This window comes from Bradyrhizobium genomosp. III (genome assembly GCF_000261705.1).
GTDB lineage: Bacteria > Pseudomonadota > Alphaproteobacteria > Rhizobiales > Xanthobacteraceae > Bradyrhizobium > Bradyrhizobium ottawaense.
Window position 1 is genome coordinate 17,750 of record NZ_AJQF01000165.1, and the last position, 21,948, is coordinate 39,697.

Here is a 21,948-nt window from a genome sequence, read left to right on the forward strand (position 1 = left end):
CCTCGCTCTATTTCGGCTTCTTGGCGGGCTCACTCGGCCGGACCCCGCCCCAAGGGTCGTACTTGTCCTTGGGCTCGGGAATGCGCTCGAGCGCGGCCTTGTAGGCTTTCTCGTCGACCTTGGGCTTGTTGTCCGCCGGTTTGGCTCCGTCATTGGGTGGCCGCCGGCCCTGCGCCTGCGCCGAGGCAACCGTCAGCGCCATGAGCGCAGCCGCGATGACCAAAATCCTCATTGGTGCAATCCCCCTCGTCTGGGGTACAAACTTAGCCTGCAATTCCGGAATATGAAATGCCGCGAGTTCCAAGGATTCCATCAAGGCTTCCATAAAGACTTCAGCAAATCTTGATCGCCGGGGACTTCGCCGGATCGCATTCCTGCCTATCTGTTGGCCCGCAGGGGACCTTCACGGATGTTGCGGATCATTGCTCATGCGGCGCTGCTCGCCGGCGCGCTCGCGCTCGGCGCCTGCGGCGTTGCCGACAGCCGCGCCCCAGTGCCGGAATTCATGCGCATGAAGGAAACCGAGCAGCCGCCGCCCGAAGCGCCTCCCGACGTCAAGCGCCTGGTGCGCGAGCAGATCGACGACGTCTTCCTCGCCACCTCCTATCCGCGCGAGGTGCACGTCGCTTCGCCCCATCGCGAGGTGCGAGGGCCCGGCTGGACCGCCTGCGTCCGCGCCCAGCTCACCTCCGCGACCGGCACCTCGCTCGGCGCCCAGACCTACATCGTAACGATATCAGGCGGAAAGGTGGTCGACCGCCGCCGGGCGGAAGCGGACGATATCTGCGGAACAGAGACCTACGAGCCGATCTAGCAGCGAATCCGCGCAACAAAGCTCCGGTTCCGGGAAAAACCAGCATCGCAATCGGGAACGATCGCCGCCTCCCCTTCTTGTTACCGCCGAGGGCAGTTTCGGTGGAGGACAGGATGAAGACGTTTACGATTGCGCTTTTGGCGGGCGTCGGTGCTTTGGCGGCGGCGTCGAGTGCGAAGGCTTCCGATATCTACACGAGCAGCGAGTACACCAATTCGGATCTCGTCCAGCAGGTCCGGCTTGTCTGCGACGACGCCGGCCGCTGCTATCGTACGCGCGGTGGTTCGCGCGTGATCGTGCGCGATTCCTACAATTCCATGCCGCGCGATCGCTATTATGAGCGACGCACCTATCGCGACTGGGATGACGGGCCGCGCGGCGGCGTCGGCATTCGCGCGCCCGGCGTCAGCGTGGGCGTCGGTGTCGGCGACCGCTGGTAGTTGCTAGATCCAGCATGGGCGGGACCGGGCGAGACAATCGCCCGGTCCCGTCACGTGATTGAATCGGATCAGGCGGCGACGGATTGCTGCTGGAACTGCTCGTAGGCCGCGATCGCGTCCGCCGCGTACATCAGCGACGGTCCGCCGCCCATGTAAACGGCCATGCCGAGCGTCTCCTCGACCTCCTGACGCGTCGCGCCGAGCTTGACGAGGGCTTCGGTGTGAAAGCCGATGCAGCCGTCACAACGCGCGGCGACACCGAGCGCCAGCGCCATCAGCTCCTTGGTCTTCTTGTCCAGCGCGCCGTCCCGCGTGGCGGCCTGGGCGAGTGCGGAAAATCCCTTCATCGTCTCGGGAATGTCGCTCCGCAGCTTGCGCATATTGGCGGAGATTTGCCTGACGATGTCGGGATAGTTCTTGTCCATGGTCTTTACTCTCTGCAGTGACTTCAGGTTTCGAGCGGATCGGCCGGCGCGACGAAGCGCGTCAGCGACGGCAGGTGAGCGACAAAGCGTGCCAGCACCATGCCGGCACACATCGCCGCGACGAAGATGAAGGCCGAAGAAGACCCGAACCCGAGCGCGGTCAGCGCCGGCCCCGGACAGAAGCCGGCCAGTCCCCAGCCGATACCGAAGATCGCCGGGCCTGCGACGATTCTGAGATCGATATCGTTTCGCGTCGGGAGGAAAAATCGTTCGGCAAAGAACGGACGCGCGCGCCGCAGGACGCGATTGAAGCCGATGAAGGTCACGGCCACCGCGCCGGCCATCACGAAGGCAAGGCTCGCATCCCACGTCCCCGCCGGAATGCCGCCGACGTCGAGGAAGTTCAGAACCTTCGCCGGGTCGGACATTCCGGAGACGATCAGGCCGAGACCGAAGACCAGGCCGATCACGAATTGAACGAGAATGGCCATCGGCGTCAGCTCCAATGCCGCATCACGAAGACGGTCGCCATGCCGGCTGCCATGAAGGTCACGGTCGCGACCAGCGAACGCGTGGAGAGCCGCGACAGGCCGCAGACGCCGTGGCCCGAGGTGCAGCCGCTGCCCCACACCGAGCCAAAGCCGGTGAGCAGGCCGCCGACAACCAGGATTGCCGTGCCCGCCTCGATCGTCTGCGACGGCAGGCTTCCGGTGGCGAGCCGCACCAGCACGGGTGCGGCGACAAGACCGGCGACGAAGGCCAGCCGTCCGGCGAACTCGCCGTCCTCATAGGGCGGAAACAACCTTGCCGCGATGCCGCTGACGCCGGCGACCCGTCCCTTCGCCCACATCAGCAGAACGGCGGACAGGCCGATCAGCGCGCCGCCCACGAGCGAAGCCATTGGCGTGAAAGACGTTGCAACCATTCGACCCTCCGGACCGAGAGTGCCCTTCACGGGCGGCGATACCTTTATTTCAGTTGTTTCTTATTTTCGAATATACTAATATACTAGCCGACCATGAATCGCAAGCCCCGCAATCAGGAATTGCTCGCTCTGGAGGAGAAGGCCGAAGAGGCCTCCCGCCTCCTCACCGCTATGGGCAATCCCAAGCGCCTGCTGGTTCTCTGCAACATGCTGGACGGCGAAAAGTCCGTCGGCGAACTCGCCGAGATCGCTGGCCTGTCCTCGGCGGCGCTATCGCAGCATCTCGGCAAGATGCGCGCATTGAGCCTGGTCAAACCCAGGCGGGACGGCCAGACGATATACTACAGCATCGCGAGCCGGGAAGTCCGCGCGGTGCTGGAGACGCTGTACCGCCTCTTCTGCGCACCCTAGGACTTCGCCGGCGCAAACGCGGGAGCGCGGCATGACCGACGACACCTTCATCGAAGGACCTCTCTACGAGAAGCGCAGGAAGGTCTATCCTCAATCGGTCCACGGCCCGTTCCGCCGCATCAAATGGGCGATCCTGTGCGTCACGCTCGGGATCTATTATCTCTTGCCGTTCATGCGCTGGAATCGCGGACCCGGCCTGCCCGACCAGGCCGTGCTGATCGACTTGCCGCATCGCCGCTTCTATTTCTTCTTCATCGAGCTGTGGCCGCAGGAGGTGTATTACTTCACCGGTCTGCTCATCATCGCGGCGATGGCCCTGTTCCTGATGAATGCAGTCGCGGGGCGACTGTGGTGCGGCTATTTGTGCCCGCAGACGGTGTGGACCGACCTGTTCTACGCCGTCGAGCGCTGGGTCGAAGGCGACCGGCGCGAGCGCATGCAGGGCGACAAGCGCTACTGGACGTTCGACCACATCCGGAAGGTGGCGCTGAAGCACTTCCTCTGGATCATGATCGCCTGGTGGACCGGCGGCGCCTGGGTGCTGTATTTCGACGACGCGCCGACGCTGGTGAAGGAGCTCGCCACCTTCCAGGCCCCGTTCATCGCCTATCTCTGGATCGGCATCCTGACCGCGACGACCTATGTCTTTGCCGGCCACGCCCGCGAGCAGATGTGCATCTACATGTGCCCGTGGCCGCGCATCCAGGCGGCTTTGACCGACGAATGGGCGCTCAACGTCACCTATCGCCGCGACCGCGGAGAGCCGCGCATGTCGGTGAAGAAGGCGGAAGCTGCCCGCGCCCATGGCGATTTCGCCGGCGATTGCGTCGACTGCCACCAATGCATCAACGTCTGCCCGACTGGCGTCGACATCCGCCACGGCATCCAGCTCGGCTGCATCCAGTGCGGCCTCTGCATCGATGCCTGCGATAACGTCATGCGCGAGATCGGCCGGCCCAAGGGCCTGATCGGCTACGACACCGACATCAACATGCAGCGTCGGCGCGACGGCAAGCCGCCGATCTATCGCATCGTCCGCGCGCGCACGCTGATCTATACCGCAGCCATTGCCATCGTCGGCACCATCATGGTCTACACCCTCGCCACGCGCGCGACCATGGACGTCAACGTGCTGCACGAGCGCAATCCGCTGTTCGTTCAGCTCTCTGACGGCGGGGTCCGCAACGATTACACCGTGCGCATTCTCAACAAGGGCGCACAGCGATCGTTTGCGATCGAGGTCTCCGGACTGCCCGGCGCGAACATCCGGGTCGCAGGCGTTGAAGTCGCTCCGGATGGCAAGCCCGTCGTAGAAGTCGGGCAGGACCAGACCCGCGAGGTCAGGCTGTCGGTGCAGGTCGGGCCTGCCGATCTGCCGAAGAGCTCGCGCGATGTCGAGGTCACGATCACCGATACCGCCAGCGGCGGACGGGCGAGCGCCCGTGATCACTTCCTGCCCGGCGACAAATAGGGATCTGCGTTGAGCATCCGGCACCGGATGCTCAACGAGACGTTAACATTACCGGTCGAATTGGAGCCGCGTCCCAACGGTATTTTCCAATCTTTGGGCTAAGCATGGCCACGTGACGCGGCATTTGCCCGCGTGAACGGGACGAGGGGACGTGGTCGACATCGCGCAGCAGGCAGCGATCCATGCGGCATCGAGAAAGGATGCCATGGCGGCGCGCGTCCCGCTTACAGCGATCGACCCCGGCCAATGGCGCGCGCTCGCGCAGCAGGCGGTCGAGCCGAACGGATATTACCTGCCCGCCTGGGAGCTCGCCGTCAGCGCCACCGCGCGCGGCCGCACCGCAGCTTCGGCATTGCCCGCTTTCGACGGCGCGTCGACCCGGCTGATCGGGCTGATGCCGGTGATCTCGCTGTGGCGCGCCCTGAAGATTCCCCTGCCCGCGCTGGTGAGCGCGCATCCCTACGGCACCCTGTGCAGTCCGCTGATCGACCGCGACGCCCCGATCGAGGCGGCGACGCAACTGTTGCGGCGGGCGCGCGAGGCCGGCGCGCATGCGCTCGTGCTCAACGACGTCGCGCTCGACGGCGCTGCGATGACTGCGCTTAAGCAGGTCCTGACCCGCGACGGCCTGAAGCCGCGCGTGCTTTCCTCCTACATCCGCGCCAGCCTCGATGCGACGCAGGATGACGAAACGCTACTGCGCGACGCACTCGGCACCAAGAAGCTCAAGGAGCTGCGCCGACAAAGCCATCGCCTCGAAGAGCACGGCCCTGTTACGTTCGACGTCGCACGCCGGCCTGACGAGATCGGGCCCGCACTCGAAACATTCCTGCAGCTCGAAGCCAGCGGCTGGAAAGGCAAGCGCGGCACCGCGCTGGTGCAGCATGTCGGCGATGCGACCTTCATTCGCCGCGCGGTGCCGGCGCTGGCGGAGACCGCGCAGTGCGAAATCATCACGCTTCGCGCCGGGACGACCCCGGTCGCCGCCGGCATCGTGCTGCGCCATCAGGACCGCGCTTTCTTCTTCAAGCTCGGCATTGACGAACGCTTTGCGAAATATTCGCCGGGCGTGCAGCTCACAATCGAGCTCACCCGCCATCTCTGCGCCGATCCCGCCATCGCAAGCGCGGATTCCACCGCGAGCGCCGATCACCCCATGATCAACCCGATCTGGCGCGGGCGTTTTGCAGTCGGCGACGTGCTGATCCCGCTGCGGCGGCACGATCCGGTCGTGGCCCTGATTCACGCAGCACTGGCCGGACTCAATGCCGCGCACGAGGGCGCGCGACACGTGGTCCGCCGGCTCCGCAAATCAGCGAAAGCTACTCCGCCGCCTGCGCGTTGATCTCCTCCGAGACCTGGCGGATGGCGCGCGCGAGCAGGGTCGGGTCCTGCGCACCGGAGACGGCGTATTTCTGCGCGAACACGTAGGTCGGCACGCCGGAGATGCCCTTCTCGGCGGCCTCCTGCGCATCGGCCGAGACGCGCGCGACGTCTTCGTCGGTGGCAAGGCGCCGGCGCACGTCCTCGGCGTCGAGGCCGATATCGGCGGCCGCCTGCACCAGCACGTTCACATCGGTGAGATCGCCCCCGTCGCGGAAATACAGCTCCATCAGGCGCTGCTTCATCTCGGGCGCCTTGCCGATCGCTTCCGCCCACAGGATGAGGCGATGGCAGTCGGTCGTGTTGGGCTGACGCGCGACCAGCTCGGGCTTGTAGAGGAGGCCCTCCTCGCTTGCGGCCGTAACGACGCGCCCCGCGATTCCTTTATAGGCTTCGACCGAGCCGAACTTCTGGGTGAGATAGGCCTCGCGGCTGATGCCCTCGCGCGGCACCCAGGGATTGAGGAAGAACGGGCGGAAATTGAGCTTGACGGGAACGTCCGGCACGAGCGCCAGCGCACTCTCGATCCGGTGCTTGCCGATATAGCACCAGGGGCACACCACATCGGAGACGACATCGATCTGGAGCGGTTTCAGCGTGCTCATGTCAGGCGCCTCCTTCGGGCGATCAAGGTTGGCCCAAAGATAAGCCGAAGCCGCTCGGAGGCAAGGGTGCCAAGGGCTCTAGGTCAAGGGCTCTAGGTCATGGCTGCCGCGATCTGCTTCAGCCGCTCTGCGGTGCGCTCGTCGGCCGGGAAGAACGTCTCCAGCGCCAGCTCCGACAGGGTGATATCGACGGGCGTGCCGAACACCATGGTGGTGGAGAAGAAACTTAGTATCTCCCCGCCGTGGCGCAGCTTGAACGGGATCGCGACATTGTCGCTCGACAGCGGCCCCGCGCGCGCCGGGATGGGGTAGCTCTTGAGGTCGTTGTAGAGCTTGATCAGCTCAGGATCGGCCGTCACCTCGCATTGCCGGTGCAGACGCTCCAGAAGGTGGCCGCACCACTCCGCGAGATTGACCGTGCGCGGCGCCAACGCCTCGGGATGAAAGGCGAGCCGCAGCACGTTGAAGGGTTGGCCGAGCAGGTGCGGCGGAATGCCGTCGAGCAGCGGCGCCACCATGCGGTTGGCCGAAACCAGGTTCCAGTGCCGGTCCACCGCGAGCGCGGGATTGGGCTCATGCGCCTTCAACACGAGGTCGATCGCCTGGCGGGCTGATTTCAAGGCCGGGTCCTCCAGCTGGCGCTGCGGAAACGCCGGCGCGTAGCCGGCCGCGACCAGCAGCACGTTGCGTTCGCGCAAGGGCACGTCGAGACGCTCGGCGAGCCGCAGCACCATGTCGCGCGAGGGCGCGGCGCGGCCGGTCTCGACGAAGCTGAGATGACGCGCCGAGATTTCGGCTTCGCCCGCGAGATCGAGCTGGCTCATGCGGCGGCGCTGCCGCCATTCGCGCAAATGGTCGCCGATGTGAACCGGCTGGCCGCGGTCGGCCTGTGCCGTGGATGCATGTGCGTTCATGACCAGAAACCTAGCATGCGGATTTCGGCCCTTCCATTACCCGCGAGGTAATCGAATTGGCGCGCCGGCGCGCGCATCTTCAGTGGCGACAGGAGATGACCATGATCGCGCTGCTGCTCTACCGGACCGTCGCAGACCACCTTGTTCCCTGGGCCATGGCCTTCGCAACGCGGATGCTGGCGCGCAGCCTCAACATGCCGGAGCCGCTGGTGCATTCGACCGGCGACTATGTGCTCGCGCAGGTCACGGCCTTCGAGCACGGCGTCGGCAGGAGCCTCTGTCCGTTCCGCCTCGCCCGCCTGCTTCGCGCCTGGTGGCGCGGACGGCACTGAGTTTCACCCCCGAGCCCACCCCAACCATGGAGACCTCTGATGATCGACGCTTCCACCTTCCTGCGCCGCGCGCTGCTCGCCGATGCCATCTTCAGCGGCGTCGCCGCCCTCGGCTTCACTTTCGGCGCGAGCGCGTTCGCAGCTCTGTTCAATTTGCCGGAGGCGCTGCTGCGCGAGACCGGCCTGTTCCTGATCGCCTACGCCGCGCTGGTCGGCTGGCTGGCGTCACGCGCCTCGGTGGCGAAGGCGCTCGTGCTGCTGGTCGTGATCGGCAATGCGGCCTGGACAGTCGGCAGCATTGCGCTGCTGCTCTCGGGCGCGGTGTCGCCGAACCTTGCCGGCGCGCTCATGGTCGTGGCGCAGGCGATCGCCACCGGCGTGTTTGCCGAGCTGCAATATGTGGGATTGCGGAGAAGTGCGAGCGCGTTGGCGGCGTAAGGCCCGGCCTGGCCGCGCACCAATCGCGGCCATCGCCTGCGACTACGCCCTCGCCCGGCCGACCTTGCCGGCGAAGTGCTTGCCGTTCAGCTTCTTCTTTTTCGCCGTGCTTTTCGTGCCCGCCTTCTTGGCCTTGGCTTCCGTGCGCGCCTTCACCTTGGCGGCTTCCGCCCGCGCCTCGGCTCGCAGCTTCTTGCGCTTCTTCTCGCAAGACTCGCACTTGCAACCGATCGGCTTCAGATAGGCTTTGAAATAGTCGGTGCCGTAATCATAGTTGATCTCGTCACCCGGCTCGATGTTCCTGATGGCGCGGATGAAGACCTTGCGCTCGCGCGGCCGGACGTCGGACTCGGCGTTGGGCCGGCAGGAATGGTTGATGTAGCGGGCCAGATTCTTGCGGACCGAGCCGTCGATGGTCCAGCGGCCGTTGAGCTCGAACAGGTACTTGTTCTCGATGTCGTCCTGCTCGGGAATCCGCGAATCCAGGATCGGTCCGAAATAGCGGATGATCCGGGTGCCCTTCTTGATCGGCTTGGTGGCGAAGAGGCCGAGCCCGGTCTTGGAGCGGCCGACGCGATAGGGTTTTTGCGAGGAGATGGCTGGCATGATCAAGTAAAGGAGGACGCGAACGAGGCTGGAGGAGCCCAAGCGAAGCCGCTCTTCTAGAACGATTCCGCGCCGCTGTCAGGTCTATCCCACCCCTGTTTGAACCTTGCCCACAATGAAGACGTCTGATGGTGCGGAGTTCCCTGCGATCGAAGCCCTCATGATGAACCGCATCACCTGCACAGGCCTGGCCGTCTTGATGATCTGCATCGGCCTGCACAGCGCCGCCGCCCAAACCGTGGGCAGCACCTACACCTCGACCGCGCCCAAGGATTGCCGCCAGATCGGCAAGCCCAGCGAGCTCGACGGCAGCACGACGCGCATCTGTCCGGGCAAGGACGGCCTCCTGGTGCTGATCGCCGAGGACGATCTTCGCGAAATCGTCTCGGTCGGCCGCAATCGCAAGCAGGCGGCCGAGGAACCGGCAGCCAAGGTCTGGTTCGCACCGTTCAATTCGTCGGAGACCACGATCGAATGGCGTGCCGTGGGCGCAAAGCCGTTCGCGATCATCCAGCGCTGGCACATCGCCGACAATGCCGATCCCGACAAGCAGGGCCGGCCGAACACCAAGGCCATGCTGGTCGTGACCCGGCTCCCGCCGGGCCCGGTCTGTCACGTTGCTTATGTCGATGCGATCGCAAACCCCACCACCAACGAGCTTGCGCGCAAGGCCGCGGACGATTTCGCCCGTGGCTTCGCTTGCGGCAAGGACGAGGTGAAGATCATCGGCACGCGCGGCCGCGCCGTCGAGCTTGCGACGATGCGCTAAGGCGCGATGCGATTAGGACGAATCGTCATCGCGCTTTAGGTTGTTGTTTAAGCATGATCTTTTCGGAAAACCGCTGCGCACTTTTCCGGATCATGCTTTAGGCCTTGGCGGCCCACGACCGCTATGCGGGGTGTTTGGTGGCCACCGGCGCCATCAGCATCGCCTCCATTAGCCGCTCGGCCGTCGTTCCCTCGGGCAGACGTCCCAAGATATCCTCGAGCCGTCCGTCGAGCAGCAGCATAGTGAAGCCATGCACCATCGACCAGGCACGTGCGATCGCGGCACCCTGGCTCAGCGTCAGCGCGTCACCGCTGATCTGCTCCTGCCGCATCATGCCGATCGCATTCGCCAGCCCGGCGAAGGAGGCTTCGGCCGCCTCGTGCAGCGAGGGCCTGGAATAGTCCAGGCGCTCGGTACGGAACATGATGCTGTACATGCCGGGATGGGCTTGCGCGTAGGCGACGTAGGCCTTGGGCCGCGCCAGCGCGGCTTCGAGCGGCGTGGTGGCGGCACTGCAGGATGCCGCCATCGCCGCGTTGAACTGGCGGAAGCCGACGGCCGCGAGCTCGCTGAGCAGGCCGGTGAGATCACCGAAATGGTGGGTGGGTGCGGCATGGGAGACGCCCGCCTCCCGCGCCACCGCGCGCAAGGTGAGGCCGGCGAGTCCGTCGCGCTCCAGCACCCGTTCGGCAGCCTGCAGCAACGCCTCGCGCAAGGCACCGTGGTGATACGGCGTCTCGGACTTCGCGCTCGCCGCACCGCGCCTTGGGCGCGATGCCGCAGTCGACGTCGTCTTTCTGGGGGCACGCGCGCGTCGCGCCGTTTCGCTCTTGGTATCGGTCTTGGTGTCGATCTTGGCCATTTGCAAGCTATATGACGCAATATTGACAGTGTAAAGATTTCGCTTGACCGATGCGGCAATCGGCGCTATCCGATCTTTACGATGTAAAGATAGAGAGGGATACGCCGTGCAGCACGACGCCGTCGCCGAGCGCCGCAACAACATCGCGCCGATCCCGTTCGAAGCGGACGCGCCATTCCTGAAGATCATCGGCGAATTGCCGCGCGAGCTGAACGGCACGCTCTATCGCAACGGTCCCAATCCGCAGTTCGATTCCCCCGGCGCCCATTGGTTCGTCGGCGACGGCATGCTGCACGCGTTCCACCTCGACAATGGGCGCGCCAGCTATCGCAACCGCTGGGTCCGCACGCCGAAATGGCTCGCCGAGCACGACGCCGGCCGCGCCTTGTTCGGAGGCTTCGGCCGCAAGCTGCCCGATGCCCCTGCTGATCTCACCGACGGCGGCGTCGCCAACACCAATATCATCTTCCATGCCGGCAAGCTGCTGGCGCTGGAAGAGGCACATCTGCCGACCGAGATCGAGCCCGGCACGCTGGCGACGCGCGGCTATCACAACTACCAGGGCCGCGTCGCCGGCAGTTTTACGGCGCATCCGAAGATCGATCCCGTCACCGGCGAGCTCGTGTTCTTCGGCTACAACGCCGCGGGTCCGTTGACCCCTGCCCTGTCCTACGGCTCGATCGATGCCTCCGGCAAGGCGACCCGCTTCGAGCGGTTCGAGGCGCCCTATGCCAGCATGGTGCACGACTTCATCGTCACCGCGAACCATGTGCTGTTTCCGATCCTGCCGATCACCGGCAGCATGGAGCGCGCGATGCGCGGGCAGCCGCCCTACGCCTGGGAGCCGGACAAGGGCGCCTATGTCGGCGTGATGAAGCGGAGCGGCACCGCAAAGGACATCGTCTGGTTTCGCGGTGAAGCCTGCTACGTCTTCCACATCATGAACGCGTGGGAGGACGAGAACCGCATCATCGCCGACGTCATGCAGTTCGAGGAAGCGCCGCTGTTTCCGCATTCCGACGGCCGGCCGACCGATCCGGACAAGTCGCGCGCCCGGCACTGCCGCTGGACCTTCGATCTCTCCGGCAATACCGATCGCTTCCAGCAGACCTATCTCGACGATCTCACCGGCGAATTTCCGCGCATCGACGACCGCCACGCCGGGCTGAAGAACCGTCATGGCTGGTACGCCTGCGCCAATCCGAAACTGCCGATGTTCGGCGCGCTCTCCGGCGTCGTCCATGTCGACGGCAACGGAAGACGTCTCGGCCATTACCTGCTGCCCGCCGGCGACACCATCTCCGAGCCGGTGTTCGTCGAGCGATCGAAGGATGCGACTGAGGGCGATGGCTGGCTGCTCGCCGTGGTCTGGCGGGCGCGGGAGAACCGCAGCGACCTCGCCGTGTTCAACGCCACCGATGTCGAAGCGGGTCCCGTCGCGCTGGTGCAGCTCGGCCATCGCGTGCCGGATGGTTTTCACGGCAATTGGGTGGGGGCGCAGTAGCTCCCGTCATTCCGGGGCGCGCCACTTGGCGCCCGCCCGGAGCCACAGCACGGACGTGTCACCAAAGAGGCCCGTATGCAGATGCCCTCCATCACCGCAGACCTCCTCGCCATCCTCGCCATGGTCTGCGCCGCGCTCACACTCGAGGTGGTCCATCTGCGGCGGAGCGGCCAAGTCCTCTTCAACGGCGGCATCCTGCTCGCCCTCGGCCTCGCGATCGCCTGCGCGCTCCCCATTCTGTCGCGCCTGCCCTGGGCGGAATTGGCTGACGAGGCGTCCGACCAAGCCGTTGCGGCACTTCAACTTTTACATGCCGCCTACATCATTTTGACACTGTAAAGATTTCGCTTGACCCGGTCTCGCCTCTGACCTATTGATCTTTACATCGTAAAGATCGGCCTGACCGAGGTAGGTAATGGCGATTTTCCTGATCCTTGCGCCCTACGGCGCCTACAGCTTCCTGATGCTGGTAACGTCGGCCGCGATCAGCGTGTTCGTGGCCTCCGCGATCTGCCTCGCCACCGTCGCAATCGATGTGGCGCGCGGGCGCTCGGTGAAGACCCTGGCCGCGGGCTCGGCGATCGTGTTCGCCGCAATCGGCCTCTACCTGGCGCTGCTCGACCCGCAGCTCGGAACGCTCGGCGTCAAGCTGTCGGTCGATATCGGCATCTTCGTCATCGCGCTCGGCTCGCTGCTGGTCCGCCGTCCCTTCACGCTGCAATATGCGCTGGAATCAGTGCCGGCCGAGACCGCGGCGATGCCCGGCTTTCTCACCGCCAATTACGTCATCACCGGCGCCTGGACCGTGGCCGCGCTGTTGATGGCGGCCGGCAATCTCGTGCTGCTCTACGTCCCCGGCCTGCCGCTCTGGTCGAGCCTTGCAGTCGCCTTCGCCGCCCGCAACAGCGCGATTTACTTCACAAAATGGTATCCCGAGTATCGCCAGATCAAGTACGGTACGCCCGCCCGCGCATTGCCCACCGCCCGCTGAACAGGATTGACGATGAAGGACGTATTCGCCCGCCTCGGCTCCGACCTCTTCTCCGCCATCGTCTTCCTGGTCGTCTATCTCGCCACCGACAACGTCATCCTCGCGACGTCAGTGGCGATCGCCGGCGCGATCGCGCAGGTGATCCACGCCCGCATCAAGGGGCAGCAACTCAACTACATGACCTATGCGAGCCTCGCGCTCGTCGTCGGACTGGGCGGGATCACTCTGCTGACCAATGATCCCCGCTTCATGATGGCAAAGCCTTCGATCGCGCATTTCGCCATCGGCGCGATCATGCTCAAGCGCGGCTGGATGCTGCGCTACATGCCGCCGATCGTCGTCGAGACCGTTCCGGAATATGTGACGGCTGCAGGCTATGCCTGGGCGGCGCTGATGTTCGTGATCGGCGTCGGCATGATCCTCGTCGCCTCCACGGGCGATCTGAAGCTGTGGGCGTTCTACCTCACGGTGGTCGCCGGCGGCGCCAAGATCCTCGCCTTTGCCGTGCAGTATGTCGTTCTAAGGCTCATCGTCACCAGCCGCAGGCGCGCTGCAGCCCGCGCCTAAAGCGCGATGTGATCGCTTTAGGTTGTTGTCTGAGCATGATCTTTTCCGAAAACCGCTACGCACTTTTCGGGACATGCTTCCATGCCTCAAATGGAGCGTTAGGCAGGAGCTGCGAGTTGGGCTATAGGCTCGTCCGGGACTGGCCGCGGATCGTCGCGGTCCGCCGGGATTTGTTCGGGAGACGGGAATGGCCGTAGACGGCAACTGGAATCTGACCATGACGACGCCGATGGGCGAGCGCCAGGCGACGCTGAGCCTCAAGGCCGCCGGCGGCACGCTCACGGGCACGCAAGGCGCGGAAGGTAATACCGCCGAGATCTTCGACGGCACCGTCGCTGGCGACAACGTCTCCTGGAAGGTCTCGATCACCAACCCGATGCCGCTCACGCTCGAATTCGCCGGCACCGTCTCCGGCGACAGCATGAACGGCGAGATGGGCATCGGCCCGATGGGCAGCTTCCCGTTCACGGGCGCCCGCGCGTAAGGCGGCGCAGCATCATGCGCGTGCTTCGTCTCATCGCGACGACGATGCTGTGCGTCGCGACACTAGCGGCGCGCGCGGATGACACCGAACCGGCGTGGCGCGCAAGCGCGCTCGCCCTGGTCCCGGCAGGTTATGTCGCCGGCGCCGCTTATCGAACCGACGGCTCGATGGGATATCTCGCCGTCTATCCCGCGCCATCGAACGATCCAAAAACACCGGCAAGCGTGTTCGCTGCGCGCGAGGCCCTCGTGGTCAAGCTGACACCGGATGCGACACGCGCGGTTTCAGCCGAGTTGAAGCCGCGCACAGAGCCCGATCCGGACAATGACGACAGCGATTTCTCTAAGCTGCACGCCGATCTCGCCGCCGGACGAACAAAGCTGCCCGAGGGCACCGAGCCCTGCAGTCTCGGCGCCTGGTCCATCGACAAGGACCCCGCTGGCCTCAACGTGCGCGCCGAGCCGTCGGCGACGGCGCGCGTGCTCGGCACGCTGCCGCCGCCTTACCGCTTGAAGTTAGGCGGCGCCGAGAACACGCCCGACGGCGGCTGGCTCACCGAATTCCGCATCATCGGCTTCAAGAGCGGCTGGTTTCTGATCGAAGGCGCCAAGCCGCCGGGCAAGGACTACGAGGACGAGAAGAGATATCCGCGGAGCGCGCCCAAACCCTATGCCGGGCGCGGCTGGGTTGCGTCCAACAAGGTCGGCGCGAGCTACGCCAATGGCTATACGCGCGCAGGCGGGCTGTTCCAGGCTCCCTTCGTCGATGCCAAATGGATGCCGGCGCAGCGTGAGCTCGGCGGCCCGATCGACGGTGACGGCGGCCCGAAGCGCCTGTTCGCCTGCAGCGGCTTCTGGGGTCTGGTCGAGAGCCATGACGGCGTCCGCGGCTGGTGGCGCGCGCTCTGCTCGAACCAGGTCACGAATTGCAGCTGAGAAGAGAGCGCTCCGCGACATTCTCGCTCTTGTCTTCTTAACAATTCAGGATTGTATTTGAGCATTGCACCCGGGAGGGAAGAATGCCGTACAGCATCATGCATGCATTTCATCGATCACTGACAGCCGCGTTCGTTTGCATTCTGCTCGGAGCAGCGATGTCGACCGGGCACGGCGAACAATTGCCGCCGAAGATTGCCCCGGAGGCAACCGCCTGGAAGCCCGCCTCGATCTTCGAGAAAGACGACAAGGACGACAAGTTCAAGGATCAGCCACGCATGAATTTGAGCGGAGCGGCGTGCGTGCCCACCACGCCGAAGTTCACGTCATGCCTGATCGCCAATGATGAGAAGAAATACGCACAGTTCTTCTCGATCGAAGGCAACGTCCTAGTTCCCCGGAAGCTCATCCGGCTTTCGGATGACGACAAGGACCCCGATGCCGAAGGCGTCGCGTATGAAAAGGGCTTCTTCTATGTAACCGGCTCGCACGGCCGAAGCCGCAAGAGCGACAAGGAGAATCTGTCGAGCTATGTCGTGTTTCGGATTGCCGTGGATCCGCAAACCGGCGCACCCAAGACCGAACCCAACGCCAAGAAGGTCGAAGGCGTCGAGCCGAGCCCGCGGCTGCGCGAAGTGATTGAAAAGAGTAACGACGTCGGATCGAAGTTCAACAAGCCGCTCGCGGAAGGCGGTGTCAACGTCGAAGGGATTGCAGTCAGGAACGACCGCATTTACTTCGGGCTGCGAGGTCCATCGCTGAACCGTCAGGCCTTTGTGCTCAGCGTCGATGCAAGCGCGCTCTTTACCAAGGACGACGATCTCAAACCCGCCTCGACGCCGCTCGATCTCGGGGAGAATACCGGCATCCGCGACCTTGCCGTGGTGAACAACGGCATCTTGATCCTCGCAGGGCCAACGCGTGACGAAGACGTTCCCTATAGCGTCTGGCTGTGGGACGGCAGCAGCAAGACTGCCAAATCCCTGGCGACGCTCGATTTGAGCACAGCCCCAAAAGAGGCGAAAGCGGAAATTCTGCTTCCCCTCGAGGAAGACGCAGCCAACATCCGTGTGCTTGTCATGTTCGATAGCGCCGAAAATGGCGGCGCGATGTCGTTCACAATAAAGCGCTGAGCGCGCGCTGCGTAAATCGTCCGCCGGTTCGAGAACCGGCGGACGACGCAGGACTGGCTAGCCCAGGTTCAGCTCCTTGAAGAAGTCGTTGCCCTTGTCATCGATGATGATGAACGCGGGGAAGTCGACGACTTCGATGCGCCAGATCGCTTCCATGCCGAGCTCGGGATATTCGAGCACCTCGACCTTCTTGATGCAGTGCTCGGCAAGGTTCGCCGCGGCGCCGCCGATCGAGCCGAGATAGAAGCCGCCATACTTCTTGCAGGCCTCGCGCACGGCCGGCGCGCGGTTGCCCTTGGCCACCATCACCATCGAGCCGCCGGCGGCCTGGAACTGGTCGACGAAGGAATCCATGCGGCCCGCCGTGGTCGGACCGAACGCGCCGGAGGCGTAGCCCTCGGGCGTCTTGGCCGGGCCGGCGTAATAGACCGGGTGGTTCTTGAAATAGTCCGGCAGCGGCTCGCCCTTCTCCAGTCGCTCGCGCAGCTTGGCGTGGGCGCTGTCGCGCGCGACGATCATGGTGCCGGTCATCGAGACGCGGGTCTTGATCGGGTGCTTGGAGAACGTCGCCAGGATGTCCTTCATCGGCTGGTTGAGATCGATCTTGACGACCTCGCCGCCGAGCGCCTGCTCGACCTGCGGCAGATATTGCGCCGGGTTGTGCTCGAGCTCCTCGAGATAGACGCCGTCCCTGGTGATCTTGCCGAGCACCTGGCGGTCGGCAGAACACGAAACGCCGAGCCCGATCGGCAGCGATGCGCCATGACGCGGCATGCGGATCACGCGGACGTCGTGGCAGAAGTACTTGCCGCCGAACTGCGCGCCGACGCCGAGCGATTGCGTCATCTTGTGGATTTCCTTCTCCATCTCGACGTCGCGGAAGGCGTTGCCGTCGGGCGAGCCGTGGGTCGGCAGCGCATCGAGATAGCGGGCGGAAGCGAGCTTCACCGTCTTCATGCAGAGCTCGGCCGAAGTGCCGCCGATCACGATCGCGAGGTGGTAGGGCGGGCACGCCGCGGTGCCGAGGGTGAGGATTTTTTCCTTCAGGAAAGCGAGCAGCCGGTCCTTGGTCAGCACCGAGGGCGTCGCCTGGAACAGGAAGCTCTTGTTGGCGCTGCCGCCACCCTTCGCCATGAACATGAACTTGTAGGCGTCATCGCCTTCGGCGTAGATCTCGCACTGCGCCGGCATGTTGTTGGCGGTGTTCTTCTCCTCGTACATCGAGAGCGGCGCGACCTGCGAGTAGCGCAGATTGCGGCGCAAATACGCGTCGCGCGCACCTTCCGACAGCGCCGCCTCGTCGTCGCCGTCGGTGATGACGTTGCAACCCTTCTTGCCCATGATGATCGCGGTGCCGGTGTCCTGACACATCGGCAGCACGCCGCCGGCGGCGATGTTGGCGTTCTTCAAAAAGTCCAGCGCGACGAACTTGTCGTTCGGGCTGGCCTCGCCGTCCTCCAGGATGGCGCGGAGCTGCTTCAGATGGCCGGGGCGCAAATAATGGTTGATGTCGCCGAAAGCCGCCTCCGACAGCGCCCGCAGCGCCTCGCGCGACACCACCAGCATGTCCTTGCCCAGGACCTTCTCGACCCTGACACCCTCGGCCGTGATCTTCTTGTAGGGCGTCTCGTCCTTGCCCAGCGGGAATAGCGGGGTGTGCTTGTAGGGCGGAACGGGCTTTGACGGGTCGGGGAAGGCGGTCGGAGCGTTCATGGAGCGAATCTCGGGTTTTTGGAGCCCTGGCGGGCCTCTCAGCATAGAAGCGTTCTAAGCTTTTTTGCTGCAAAGGGAAGTGAGCGGAGCGCATGGAAGAGACCCCATTCTGTCTCCCGGCAAGGGGGCAGGCGCCCTCTCAATCTCGGGCCTGTGCGCCGTGAAATACTGCAGTTACGACAACTCGTGCGCGTAACACATCGACCTCATAGATCACACATAGGGGAGCCGGGGCACAACCACTCAAATGTCTGGGGATCATGCCCGACGTGCCCCATAAAGGGGAAGGACGTCAACTGCCCGATACTCTTGAGCAGCCGATCGGTCACCTTCCGGGCAGCGGCCGGACTATCCTGTGAAATCCAGTTGAAGATACCTTCGAGATCAGCAACCGCCTGATCATCGAAGATCAGCTCCATGGCCCCTCAGGACCCAAAGCGCTCGACGCGCGCACGCACTTCATCCAGGAAGAGGAATTTGCGGTTTGGATCGGCTCGGCGACGGCGCACTTCGGCGATCTGCTCCTCGGTCAGCTGGATGTCCCGCATGTGTTTGACATAGTCGAGCAACGCCCCCGCGGCGGCATCCTGCTCGCCTTCGGGAAGCTGCACGACCTGACGGATAGCCTCGTCCAGGAGCTTGGTCATACAATCAAGTATAGCAGATTGCAGGCGAGAGAACAGCCAAGCCGCACGGGGAAATGCCCGTTCCCACTCTTGCGCTTCGCGCCCGACGACGCTTGAATGCGCGCCCTAAGGGGCTTTTCATCATGACATTGAACTTGAACGTCCGCGGCGCGATCCTGGTCGCCGCCGCCATCACCGGCCTTGTGACCCTCATTTCGCCCGCACGCGCCGACCGCTGCGACGACAGTGCCAAGGAGCTGGCGAACCAGGTCGATCGCCTCAAGGTGAACTTCCGCGCTGCGAACACCGTCTACCTGACGCACCCGGCGGCCAAGGAGCTGTCCGTGGGTTGCCGCGGCGACAAATATTCCATCGAGCTCTATGCCAAGGGTGATCGCAAGCCGACGCCGGAATTCTATGCGCTGGTGGGATCGATGGCGGCGATCGTCTTCACCGTGACCAAGGACGACACCACGACGGGCGCGACACGCTGCCTGAAGCGGATGGGTCTGCTGCGCGGCGACAAGATCAGCATGCGCTATCGGCGACTCAACATGGAATGCACCCGCACCAAGAAGGACGCGTCCATCGCGATCACGCGCGGCAAGGACGAATAGGCGGAGGCCCTCTTCCGCACTTGCTGCGGACAAGGTGCAATTGCGACGCGACGCAGCTCGCTTCGTACTCCGTCATTGCGAGCGGAGCGACTTGTCCGCCGAAGCCTTGGCGAAGGCGGAAGCAATCCAGAATCCTTCCGCGGTGACGGTCTGGATTGCTTCGTCGCAAGAGCTCCTCGCAATGACGAGGAGGGTTTAGTCGTCGCTCGCATAAGGCACGATGCAGGGCACGAACAGCGCCTCCTACCACACCAATCGCTCGCATTTTAACGATTGCCTTGAAGGAATTTTCGCTCCTCGCAGCGCAGGGTCAATTGTTTCCATGTGTGAGGATTTGCGGATGAAGGTTTCCACCGTTGCGCCGCCGCCGATCGCGATCGTGGTTCCGAGCTACGACACGACCAAGCAGCAGGACGATCAGACCAAGACCAAGGACGCCGACCCCACCTACAAGCCGCAGCCGCCCGCACCGCTGCCGCCGGGTCAGGGCACGCGGATCGATCAGCTCGCCTGATCGATCTTCTCGAAGGACGAATCGCCCGATCCGGTCGATCGGGCCTGTTTCGTGTCCGGCGCATCTTCGCCGGATAGCGGGAACATCATGCGCGGCCACCCCGGGACCTGCGCATGATCGCAAGACGGCCGTTGCTTGACACCACGCTCGTTGCCGCCATGGGCGCGCGATTGTTCGCGTCCACGCGAACCTTGCGCCCGGCCCGCCTGCCCCACCGCGGCCATTTTCCCTACGCGCACGATTGGGCCGAAAACCACCGCTCCAGCTCGGCGCGGCCTTCAAGTGTGATCCGGCTCATCAAATTTCCGCATGCGGCGTGCTCATCTGCGAGGCCGAATGAGCATGCGTCGATGGGACAAGCCAATGGAACTGAATGGAGCGCTGCTGTCGCTGGTGGCGGACATCTACGATGCAGCGCTCGACGATTCCCGATGGTCGGCGACGCTTCGTTGCATCGTCGACCTGGCGGGCGGCCAAAGCGGCGGTCTGGTCCGGATCGGAGCAGACGGCGAGGCCGTGATCGCGCATGCCGTTGGTGTCGAGCCGGCCTATGTTCAGTCCTACATCGAAACCTATGAACCGTTCGATCCGTCGCGCAGCGTGCTCCACGCGCCGGTCGGCCAGATCCAAACCATCAGAGACTGGATCGACGTCGACGAATTCCGCACCACCATGTTCTACAACGAATGGACGCGGCCGCAGGGCCTCGAGGACGCCGCCAATATCCTGCTCGACAAATCGCCTGAGGGAATATCCCGCCTCTCGATCATGAAGGCCGGCGGCCCCGTCGACCGCAGGATGTACCAGGTGATCTCCCACCTCACGCCGCACCTGCAACGGGCCATGGTCGTCAGGCAGAAGCTGCAGCAGCAGAACGCATTGGAGACGACGTCGATGCGCACGCTCGACGCCCTGCGAACCGCCATCCTGCTGCTCGATGCCGAGGCTCATATCAGGCACGCCAATGCCAGCGCGCGCGACATCCTGGACGAGGCCGACGTGCTTCGTTCGGCCCGTGGCCGGCTGGTGACGTCCGAGCCGAATGCCGATCGCGTGCTGCGGCAGGCGCTGGCGGGCACGGTTGTCGGCGACCGCGCGACGACGAGCGCAAGCATCTCGCTGCATCTGACGGCCCGCGACGGCGCGCATTTTGTCGCGCATCTCCTGCCGCTGACCGCCGGGCGCCGGCAAAGGTTCGCAGCGAGCTACGACGCCTGCGCCGTCCTGTTCGTCAGCAAGGCAGCGCTCGATACGATCGTCGCGCCCGACCTCATCCGCAAGCTGTTCAGGCTGACGCCGACCGAGCTGCGCGTCTTCCTGTCCATCGTCGAGATCGGCGGGGTTCCCGACGTGGCCAGGAGCATGGGCATTGCCGAATCCACGATCAAGACCCATCTCGCCCGGATCTTCGCCAAGACCGGAACCAAACGACAGGCGGATCTGGTTCGGCTCATCGCGGCCTTTACACCGCCGATCAAGGTCTGAACCCGGTCCCTGTCGCCTCGCGCCGCATGTTTGCCGGAAAGCAGGCTATCAATACGCCGGCGTGGGACAGAACAAGATCGCCAATGATCGCCAGACTGCTGCTGCAGAACACGATCACCACCGCCGCGATGGGCGCGCTGCTGTTCGCCTCCGCAGGGACGCTGCGCTGGCCTTCGGCCTGGGTGTTCCTCGCGACATGCACCCTGCTCGGCCCGCTCTGCGGCTGGTGGCTCTACCGGATCGATCCGGCGCTGCTCGCCGAGCGGCTGCGGCCGGTGCTGCAGAAGGATCAGCCAGCAGCCGACAAATTGTTCATGAGCGTCTTCGTCGTCGCGATGCTCGCCTGGCTGGTGCTGATCGGCGTCGACCGGCGCCTTCAATCGTCCGACATGCCGGTCGCACTCCAGGCGTTCGGCCTTGCGCTGTTCCTGGCCTCGACACTGTCCACGATGTGGGTGTTCCGCGAAAACTCGTTCGCTGCGCCGGTGGTGAAACTGCAGGCTGAGCGCGCCCAGCGCGTGATCTCGAGCGGTCCCTACGCCCATGTGCGTCATCCCATGTATAGCGGCATGGTCCTGTTCTTCGCCGGCGTGCCGCTGCTGCTGGGCTCGTGGTGGGGACTCGTGATGGTCCCGCTCCTGGTCCTCCTGTTCGCGATCCGCATCGGAATCGAGGAGCGCACCTTGCGCGAGGGCCTGCCGGGCTATGCCGATTATGCGGCGCGGGTGCGCTATCGCCTGATGCCCGGCGTTTGGTGAGCGCGCATTGCGCTGCCTCCTCCGAACGGCTGACGCCGCCGAAAGCGGACTTCGCTAGACAGCGGCGGCACGCAACGCAACGAAAGACGCGACGATGTTCTGCAAGCCGCCCTGCCCCGACCAGCCAGAGCTTTCTTCCGCTCCCGATGCTTCAGACGGTCATCCTGGTCCGGCGCACGCGCAGCCCGGCGGCAGCCATGACGTTTTCGGGCGATTGATCGCGCCC

The 21,948-nt window shown here is 64.5% G+C and carries 30 protein-coding genes; 19 read left to right on the top strand and 11 right to left on the bottom strand.

Annotated features, from left to right (window positions below; all coding sequences use genetic code 11):
* Nucleotides 1-7 precede the first annotated feature (7 nt).
* Nucleotides 8-232 carry a hypothetical protein gene (locus IC66_RS0114375; RefSeq protein WP_038948081.1) on the bottom strand — a complete coding sequence of 75 codons (225 nt, stop codon included), beginning with the start codon at nt 230-232 and terminating at the stop codon, nt 8-10.
* 177 nt (nt 233-409) lie between these two features.
* On the opposite strand from IC66_RS0114375, the gene IC66_RS0114380 reads away from it, so the two are divergent.
* Both IC66_RS0114380 and IC66_RS0114385 read left to right on the top strand, forming a co-directional pair.
* Entirely contained in the window at nt 410-814 is a 405-nt protein-coding gene (locus IC66_RS0114380; protein ID WP_038948082.1) for a hypothetical protein, read from the top strand.
* Nucleotides 815-927: 113 nt separating this feature from the next.
* Nucleotides 928-1,254: a hypothetical protein gene (locus IC66_RS0114385; protein WP_028142805.1), complete on the top strand. Its 327-nt coding sequence runs from the start codon at nt 928-930 to the stop codon at nt 1,252-1,254.
* Between the two features lie 68 nt (nt 1,255-1,322).
* On the opposite strand, the gene IC66_RS0114390 is transcribed toward IC66_RS0114385, so the two are convergent.
* The 3 genes from IC66_RS0114390 to IC66_RS0114400 are packed head-to-tail and all read right to left on the bottom strand — an operon-like array spanning nt 1,323 to nt 2,604.
* Entirely contained in the window at nt 1,323-1,679 is a 357-nt protein-coding gene (locus IC66_RS0114390; RefSeq protein ID WP_038948083.1) for a carboxymuconolactone decarboxylase family protein, read from the bottom strand.
* A 23-nt stretch (nt 1,680-1,702) separates the two neighbouring features.
* Nucleotides 1,703-2,170, bottom strand: coding sequence for a DUF6691 family protein (locus tag IC66_RS0114395; RefSeq protein ID WP_038948084.1), 468 nt, complete (start codon nt 2,168-2,170; stop codon nt 1,703-1,705).
* A gap of 5 nt (nt 2,171-2,175) precedes the next feature.
* A complete protein-coding gene (locus IC66_RS0114400) occupies nt 2,176-2,604 on the bottom strand; it encodes a YeeE/YedE family protein (RefSeq protein WP_028142802.1) in 429 nt (142 codons plus the stop codon).
* Nucleotides 2,605-2,697: 93 nt separating this feature from the next.
* Here IC66_RS0114400 and IC66_RS0114405 point away from each other — a divergent pair, with 93 nt between their 5' ends.
* From IC66_RS0114405 to IC66_RS0114415, 3 genes are all read left to right on the top strand, one after another.
* Nucleotides 2,698-3,015 (top strand): ArsR/SmtB family transcription factor, encoded by a 318-nt coding sequence (locus tag IC66_RS0114405; RefSeq protein WP_038948085.1) that lies wholly within the window; start codon nt 2,698-2,700, stop codon nt 3,013-3,015.
* Between the two features lie 31 nt (nt 3,016-3,046).
* Nucleotides 3,047-4,486, top strand: a complete 1,440-nt coding sequence (gene ccoG, locus IC66_RS0114410) for a cytochrome c oxidase accessory protein CcoG (RefSeq protein ID WP_038948086.1) — start codon at nt 3,047-3,049, stop codon at nt 4,484-4,486.
* 151 nt (nt 4,487-4,637) lie between these two features.
* Nucleotides 4,638-5,831: a GNAT family N-acetyltransferase gene (locus IC66_RS0114415; RefSeq protein WP_038948087.1), complete on the top strand. Its 1,194-nt coding sequence runs from the start codon at nt 4,638-4,640 to the stop codon at nt 5,829-5,831.
* Here the strand turns inward: IC66_RS0114415 and IC66_RS0114420 are convergent.
* Both IC66_RS0114420 and IC66_RS0114425 read right to left on the bottom strand, forming a co-directional pair.
* Complete coding sequence (locus IC66_RS0114420; protein WP_028142798.1) at nt 5,809-6,474, bottom strand: DsbA family oxidoreductase; 666 nt, start codon at nt 6,472-6,474, stop codon at nt 5,809-5,811. The two genes, IC66_RS0114415 and IC66_RS0114420, sit on opposite strands and share 23 nt — an antisense overlap.
* 92 nt (nt 6,475-6,566) lie before the next feature.
* Nucleotides 6,567-7,388: a helix-turn-helix domain-containing protein gene (locus IC66_RS0114425; protein ID WP_038948088.1), complete on the bottom strand. Its 822-nt coding sequence runs from the start codon at nt 7,386-7,388 to the stop codon at nt 6,567-6,569.
* A 101-nt stretch (nt 7,389-7,489) separates the two neighbouring features.
* On the opposite strand from IC66_RS0114425, the gene IC66_RS0114430 reads away from it, so the two are divergent.
* Complete coding sequence (locus IC66_RS0114430; RefSeq protein WP_080670194.1) at nt 7,490-7,720, top strand: hypothetical protein; 231 nt, start codon at nt 7,490-7,492, stop codon at nt 7,718-7,720.
* Nucleotides 7,721-7,759: 39 nt separating this feature from the next.
* A complete protein-coding gene (locus IC66_RS0114435; RefSeq protein ID WP_038948089.1) occupies nt 7,760-8,158 on the top strand; it encodes a hypothetical protein in 399 nt (132 codons plus the stop codon).
* Between the two features lie 42 nt (nt 8,159-8,200).
* Here the strand turns inward: IC66_RS0114435 and IC66_RS0114440 are convergent, their stop codons facing one another.
* The gene (locus IC66_RS0114440; protein ID WP_038948090.1) at nt 8,201-8,764 is read right to left on the bottom strand and encodes an SET domain-containing protein; all 564 of its coding nucleotides are present in this window, start codon (nt 8,762-8,764) and stop codon (nt 8,201-8,203) included.
* A gap of 163 nt (nt 8,765-8,927) precedes the next feature.
* Between IC66_RS0114440 and IC66_RS0114445 the strand changes: the two genes are divergently transcribed.
* Nucleotides 8,928-9,533 (top strand): hypothetical protein, encoded by a 606-nt coding sequence (locus tag IC66_RS0114445; protein ID WP_038948092.1) that lies wholly within the window; start codon nt 8,928-8,930, stop codon nt 9,531-9,533.
* A gap of 121 nt (nt 9,534-9,654) precedes the next feature.
* Here the strand turns inward: IC66_RS0114445 and IC66_RS0114450 are convergent, their stop codons facing one another.
* Nucleotides 9,655-10,395, bottom strand: coding sequence for a TetR/AcrR family transcriptional regulator (locus tag IC66_RS0114450; RefSeq protein WP_038948093.1), 741 nt, complete (start codon nt 10,393-10,395; stop codon nt 9,655-9,657).
* Between the two features lie 106 nt (nt 10,396-10,501).
* Between IC66_RS0114450 and IC66_RS0114455 the strand changes: the two genes are divergently transcribed.
* The 7 genes from IC66_RS0114455 to IC66_RS0114485 all read left to right on the top strand — a co-directional run bounded on the left by IC66_RS0114455 (nt 10,502) and on the right by IC66_RS0114485 (nt 16,009).
* A complete protein-coding gene (locus IC66_RS0114455; protein WP_038948094.1) occupies nt 10,502-11,899 on the top strand; it encodes a carotenoid oxygenase family protein in 1,398 nt (465 codons plus the stop codon).
* Nucleotides 11,900-11,974: 75 nt separating this feature from the next.
* On the top strand, nt 11,975-12,238 hold the full coding sequence (locus IC66_RS0114460; protein ID WP_028142790.1) for a hypothetical protein: 264 nt from the start codon (nt 11,975-11,977) through the stop codon (nt 12,236-12,238).
* Nucleotides 12,239-12,314: 76 nt separating this feature from the next.
* Nucleotides 12,315-12,890 (top strand): hypothetical protein, encoded by a 576-nt coding sequence (locus tag IC66_RS0114465; protein WP_038948095.1) that lies wholly within the window; start codon nt 12,315-12,317, stop codon nt 12,888-12,890.
* A gap of 12 nt (nt 12,891-12,902) precedes the next feature.
* Nucleotides 12,903-13,457, top strand: a complete 555-nt coding sequence (locus IC66_RS0114470; protein WP_028142788.1) for an inner membrane-spanning protein YciB — start codon at nt 12,903-12,905, stop codon at nt 13,455-13,457.
* Between the two features lie 187 nt (nt 13,458-13,644).
* Nucleotides 13,645-13,941: a hypothetical protein gene (locus IC66_RS0114475; protein ID WP_028142787.1), complete on the top strand. Its 297-nt coding sequence runs from the start codon at nt 13,645-13,647 to the stop codon at nt 13,939-13,941.
* 14 nt (nt 13,942-13,955) lie between these two features.
* Nucleotides 13,956-14,876, top strand: a complete 921-nt coding sequence (locus tag IC66_RS0114480) for a hypothetical protein (RefSeq protein WP_038948097.1) — start codon at nt 13,956-13,958, stop codon at nt 14,874-14,876.
* A 302-nt stretch (nt 14,877-15,178) separates the two neighbouring features.
* On the top strand, nt 15,179-16,009 hold the full coding sequence (locus tag IC66_RS0114485; RefSeq protein ID WP_162130952.1) for a DUF3616 domain-containing protein: 831 nt from the start codon (nt 15,179-15,181) through the stop codon (nt 16,007-16,009).
* 57 nt (nt 16,010-16,066) lie between these two features.
* Here the strand turns inward: IC66_RS0114485 and IC66_RS0114490 are convergent, their stop codons facing one another.
* The 3 genes from IC66_RS0114490 to IC66_RS0114500 form a co-directional block, all read right to left on the bottom strand.
* Entirely contained in the window at nt 16,067-17,722 is a 1,656-nt protein-coding gene (locus IC66_RS0114490) for a fumarate hydratase (RefSeq protein ID WP_038948099.1), read from the bottom strand.
* A gap of 206 nt (nt 17,723-17,928) precedes the next feature.
* On the bottom strand, nt 17,929-18,141 hold the full coding sequence (locus tag IC66_RS0114495; protein ID WP_240536386.1) for a type II toxin-antitoxin system RelE/ParE family toxin: 213 nt from the start codon (nt 18,139-18,141) through the stop codon (nt 17,929-17,931).
* 6 nt (nt 18,142-18,147) lie between these two features.
* Nucleotides 18,148-18,369 carry a hypothetical protein gene (locus tag IC66_RS0114500; protein WP_038948100.1) on the bottom strand — a complete coding sequence of 74 codons (222 nt, stop codon included), beginning with the start codon at nt 18,367-18,369 and terminating at the stop codon, nt 18,148-18,150.
* Nucleotides 18,370-18,491: 122 nt separating this feature from the next.
* Between IC66_RS0114500 and IC66_RS0114505 the strand changes: the two genes are divergently transcribed.
* From IC66_RS0114505 to IC66_RS0114525, 4 genes are all read left to right on the top strand, one after another.
* A complete protein-coding gene (locus IC66_RS0114505; RefSeq protein ID WP_028142782.1) occupies nt 18,492-18,965 on the top strand; it encodes a hypothetical protein in 474 nt (157 codons plus the stop codon).
* A gap of 340 nt (nt 18,966-19,305) precedes the next feature.
* The gene (locus IC66_RS47700) at nt 19,306-19,479 is read left to right on the top strand and encodes a hypothetical protein (protein WP_018321873.1); all 174 of its coding nucleotides are present in this window, start codon (nt 19,306-19,308) and stop codon (nt 19,477-19,479) included.
* Nucleotides 19,480-19,842: 363 nt separating this feature from the next.
* Entirely contained in the window at nt 19,843-20,964 is a 1,122-nt protein-coding gene (locus tag IC66_RS0114520) for a helix-turn-helix transcriptional regulator (RefSeq protein WP_038948102.1), read from the top strand.
* Nucleotides 20,965-21,047: 83 nt separating this feature from the next.
* Entirely contained in the window at nt 21,048-21,722 is a 675-nt protein-coding gene (locus IC66_RS0114525; protein ID WP_028142779.1) for a methyltransferase family protein, read from the top strand.
* Nucleotides 21,723-21,948: the final 226 nt, after the last annotated feature.

What these genes read in the sequence shown, in the direction of transcription:
- IC66_RS0114380 (WP_038948082.1), top strand. Translation starts at nt 410, where the DNA reads ATGTTGCGGATCATTGCTCATGCGGCGCTGCTCGCCGGCGCGCTCGCG.
- IC66_RS0114450 (WP_038948093.1), bottom strand. Translation starts at nt 10,395, where the DNA reads ATGGCCAAGATCGACACCAAGACCGATACCAAGAGCGAAACGGCGCGA.
- IC66_RS0114475 (WP_028142787.1), top strand. Translation starts at nt 13,645, where the DNA reads ATGGCCGTAGACGGCAACTGGAATCTGACCATGACGACGCCGATGGGC.
- IC66_RS0114385 (WP_028142805.1), top strand. Translation starts at nt 928, where the DNA reads ATGAAGACGTTTACGATTGCGCTTTTGGCGGGCGTCGGTGCTTTGGCG.
- IC66_RS0114435 (WP_038948089.1), top strand. Translation starts at nt 7,760, where the DNA reads ATGATCGACGCTTCCACCTTCCTGCGCCGCGCGCTGCTCGCCGATGCC.
- IC66_RS0114500 (WP_038948100.1), bottom strand. Translation starts at nt 18,369, where the DNA reads ATGACCAAGCTCCTGGACGAGGCTATCCGTCAGGTCGTGCAGCTTCCC.
- IC66_RS0114405 (WP_038948085.1), top strand. Translation starts at nt 2,698, where the DNA reads ATGAATCGCAAGCCCCGCAATCAGGAATTGCTCGCTCTGGAGGAGAAG.
- IC66_RS0114460 (WP_028142790.1), top strand. Translation starts at nt 11,975, where the DNA reads ATGCAGATGCCCTCCATCACCGCAGACCTCCTCGCCATCCTCGCCATG.
- IC66_RS0114490 (WP_038948099.1), bottom strand. Translation starts at nt 17,722, where the DNA reads ATGAACGCTCCGACCGCCTTCCCCGACCCGTCAAAGCCCGTTCCGCCC.
- IC66_RS0114520 (WP_038948102.1), top strand. Translation starts at nt 19,843, where the DNA reads ATGGAACTGAATGGAGCGCTGCTGTCGCTGGTGGCGGACATCTACGAT.
- IC66_RS0114480 (WP_038948097.1), top strand. Translation starts at nt 13,956, where the DNA reads ATGCGCGTGCTTCGTCTCATCGCGACGACGATGCTGTGCGTCGCGACA.
- IC66_RS0114375 (WP_038948081.1), bottom strand. Translation starts at nt 232, where the DNA reads ATGAGGATTTTGGTCATCGCGGCTGCGCTCATGGCGCTGACGGTTGCC.
- IC66_RS0114400 (WP_028142802.1), bottom strand. Translation starts at nt 2,604, where the DNA reads ATGGTTGCAACGTCTTTCACGCCAATGGCTTCGCTCGTGGGCGGCGCG.
- IC66_RS0114470 (WP_028142788.1), top strand. Translation starts at nt 12,903, where the DNA reads ATGAAGGACGTATTCGCCCGCCTCGGCTCCGACCTCTTCTCCGCCATC.
- IC66_RS0114425 (WP_038948088.1), bottom strand. Translation starts at nt 7,388, where the DNA reads ATGAACGCACATGCATCCACGGCACAGGCCGACCGCGGCCAGCCGGTT.
- IC66_RS0114390 (WP_038948083.1), bottom strand. Translation starts at nt 1,679, where the DNA reads ATGGACAAGAACTATCCCGACATCGTCAGGCAAATCTCCGCCAATATG.
- IC66_RS0114420 (WP_028142798.1), bottom strand. Translation starts at nt 6,474, where the DNA reads ATGAGCACGCTGAAACCGCTCCAGATCGATGTCGTCTCCGATGTGGTG.
- IC66_RS47700 (WP_018321873.1), top strand. Translation starts at nt 19,306, where the DNA reads ATGAAGGTTTCCACCGTTGCGCCGCCGCCGATCGCGATCGTGGTTCCG.
- IC66_RS0114505 (WP_028142782.1), top strand. Translation starts at nt 18,492, where the DNA reads ATGACATTGAACTTGAACGTCCGCGGCGCGATCCTGGTCGCCGCCGCC.
- IC66_RS0114495 (WP_240536386.1), bottom strand. Translation starts at nt 18,141, where the DNA reads ATGGAGCTGATCTTCGATGATCAGGCGGTTGCTGATCTCGAAGGTATC.
- ccoG (WP_038948086.1), top strand. Translation starts at nt 3,047, where the DNA reads ATGACCGACGACACCTTCATCGAAGGACCTCTCTACGAGAAGCGCAGG.
- IC66_RS0114430 (WP_080670194.1), top strand. Translation starts at nt 7,490, where the DNA reads ATGATCGCGCTGCTGCTCTACCGGACCGTCGCAGACCACCTTGTTCCC.
- IC66_RS0114445 (WP_038948092.1), top strand. Translation starts at nt 8,928, where the DNA reads ATGAACCGCATCACCTGCACAGGCCTGGCCGTCTTGATGATCTGCATC.
- IC66_RS0114465 (WP_038948095.1), top strand. Translation starts at nt 12,315, where the DNA reads ATGGCGATTTTCCTGATCCTTGCGCCCTACGGCGCCTACAGCTTCCTG.
- IC66_RS0114440 (WP_038948090.1), bottom strand. Translation starts at nt 8,764, where the DNA reads ATGCCAGCCATCTCCTCGCAAAAACCCTATCGCGTCGGCCGCTCCAAG.
- IC66_RS0114395 (WP_038948084.1), bottom strand. Translation starts at nt 2,170, where the DNA reads ATGGCCATTCTCGTTCAATTCGTGATCGGCCTGGTCTTCGGTCTCGGC.
- IC66_RS0114525 (WP_028142779.1), top strand. Translation starts at nt 21,048, where the DNA reads ATGATCGCCAGACTGCTGCTGCAGAACACGATCACCACCGCCGCGATG.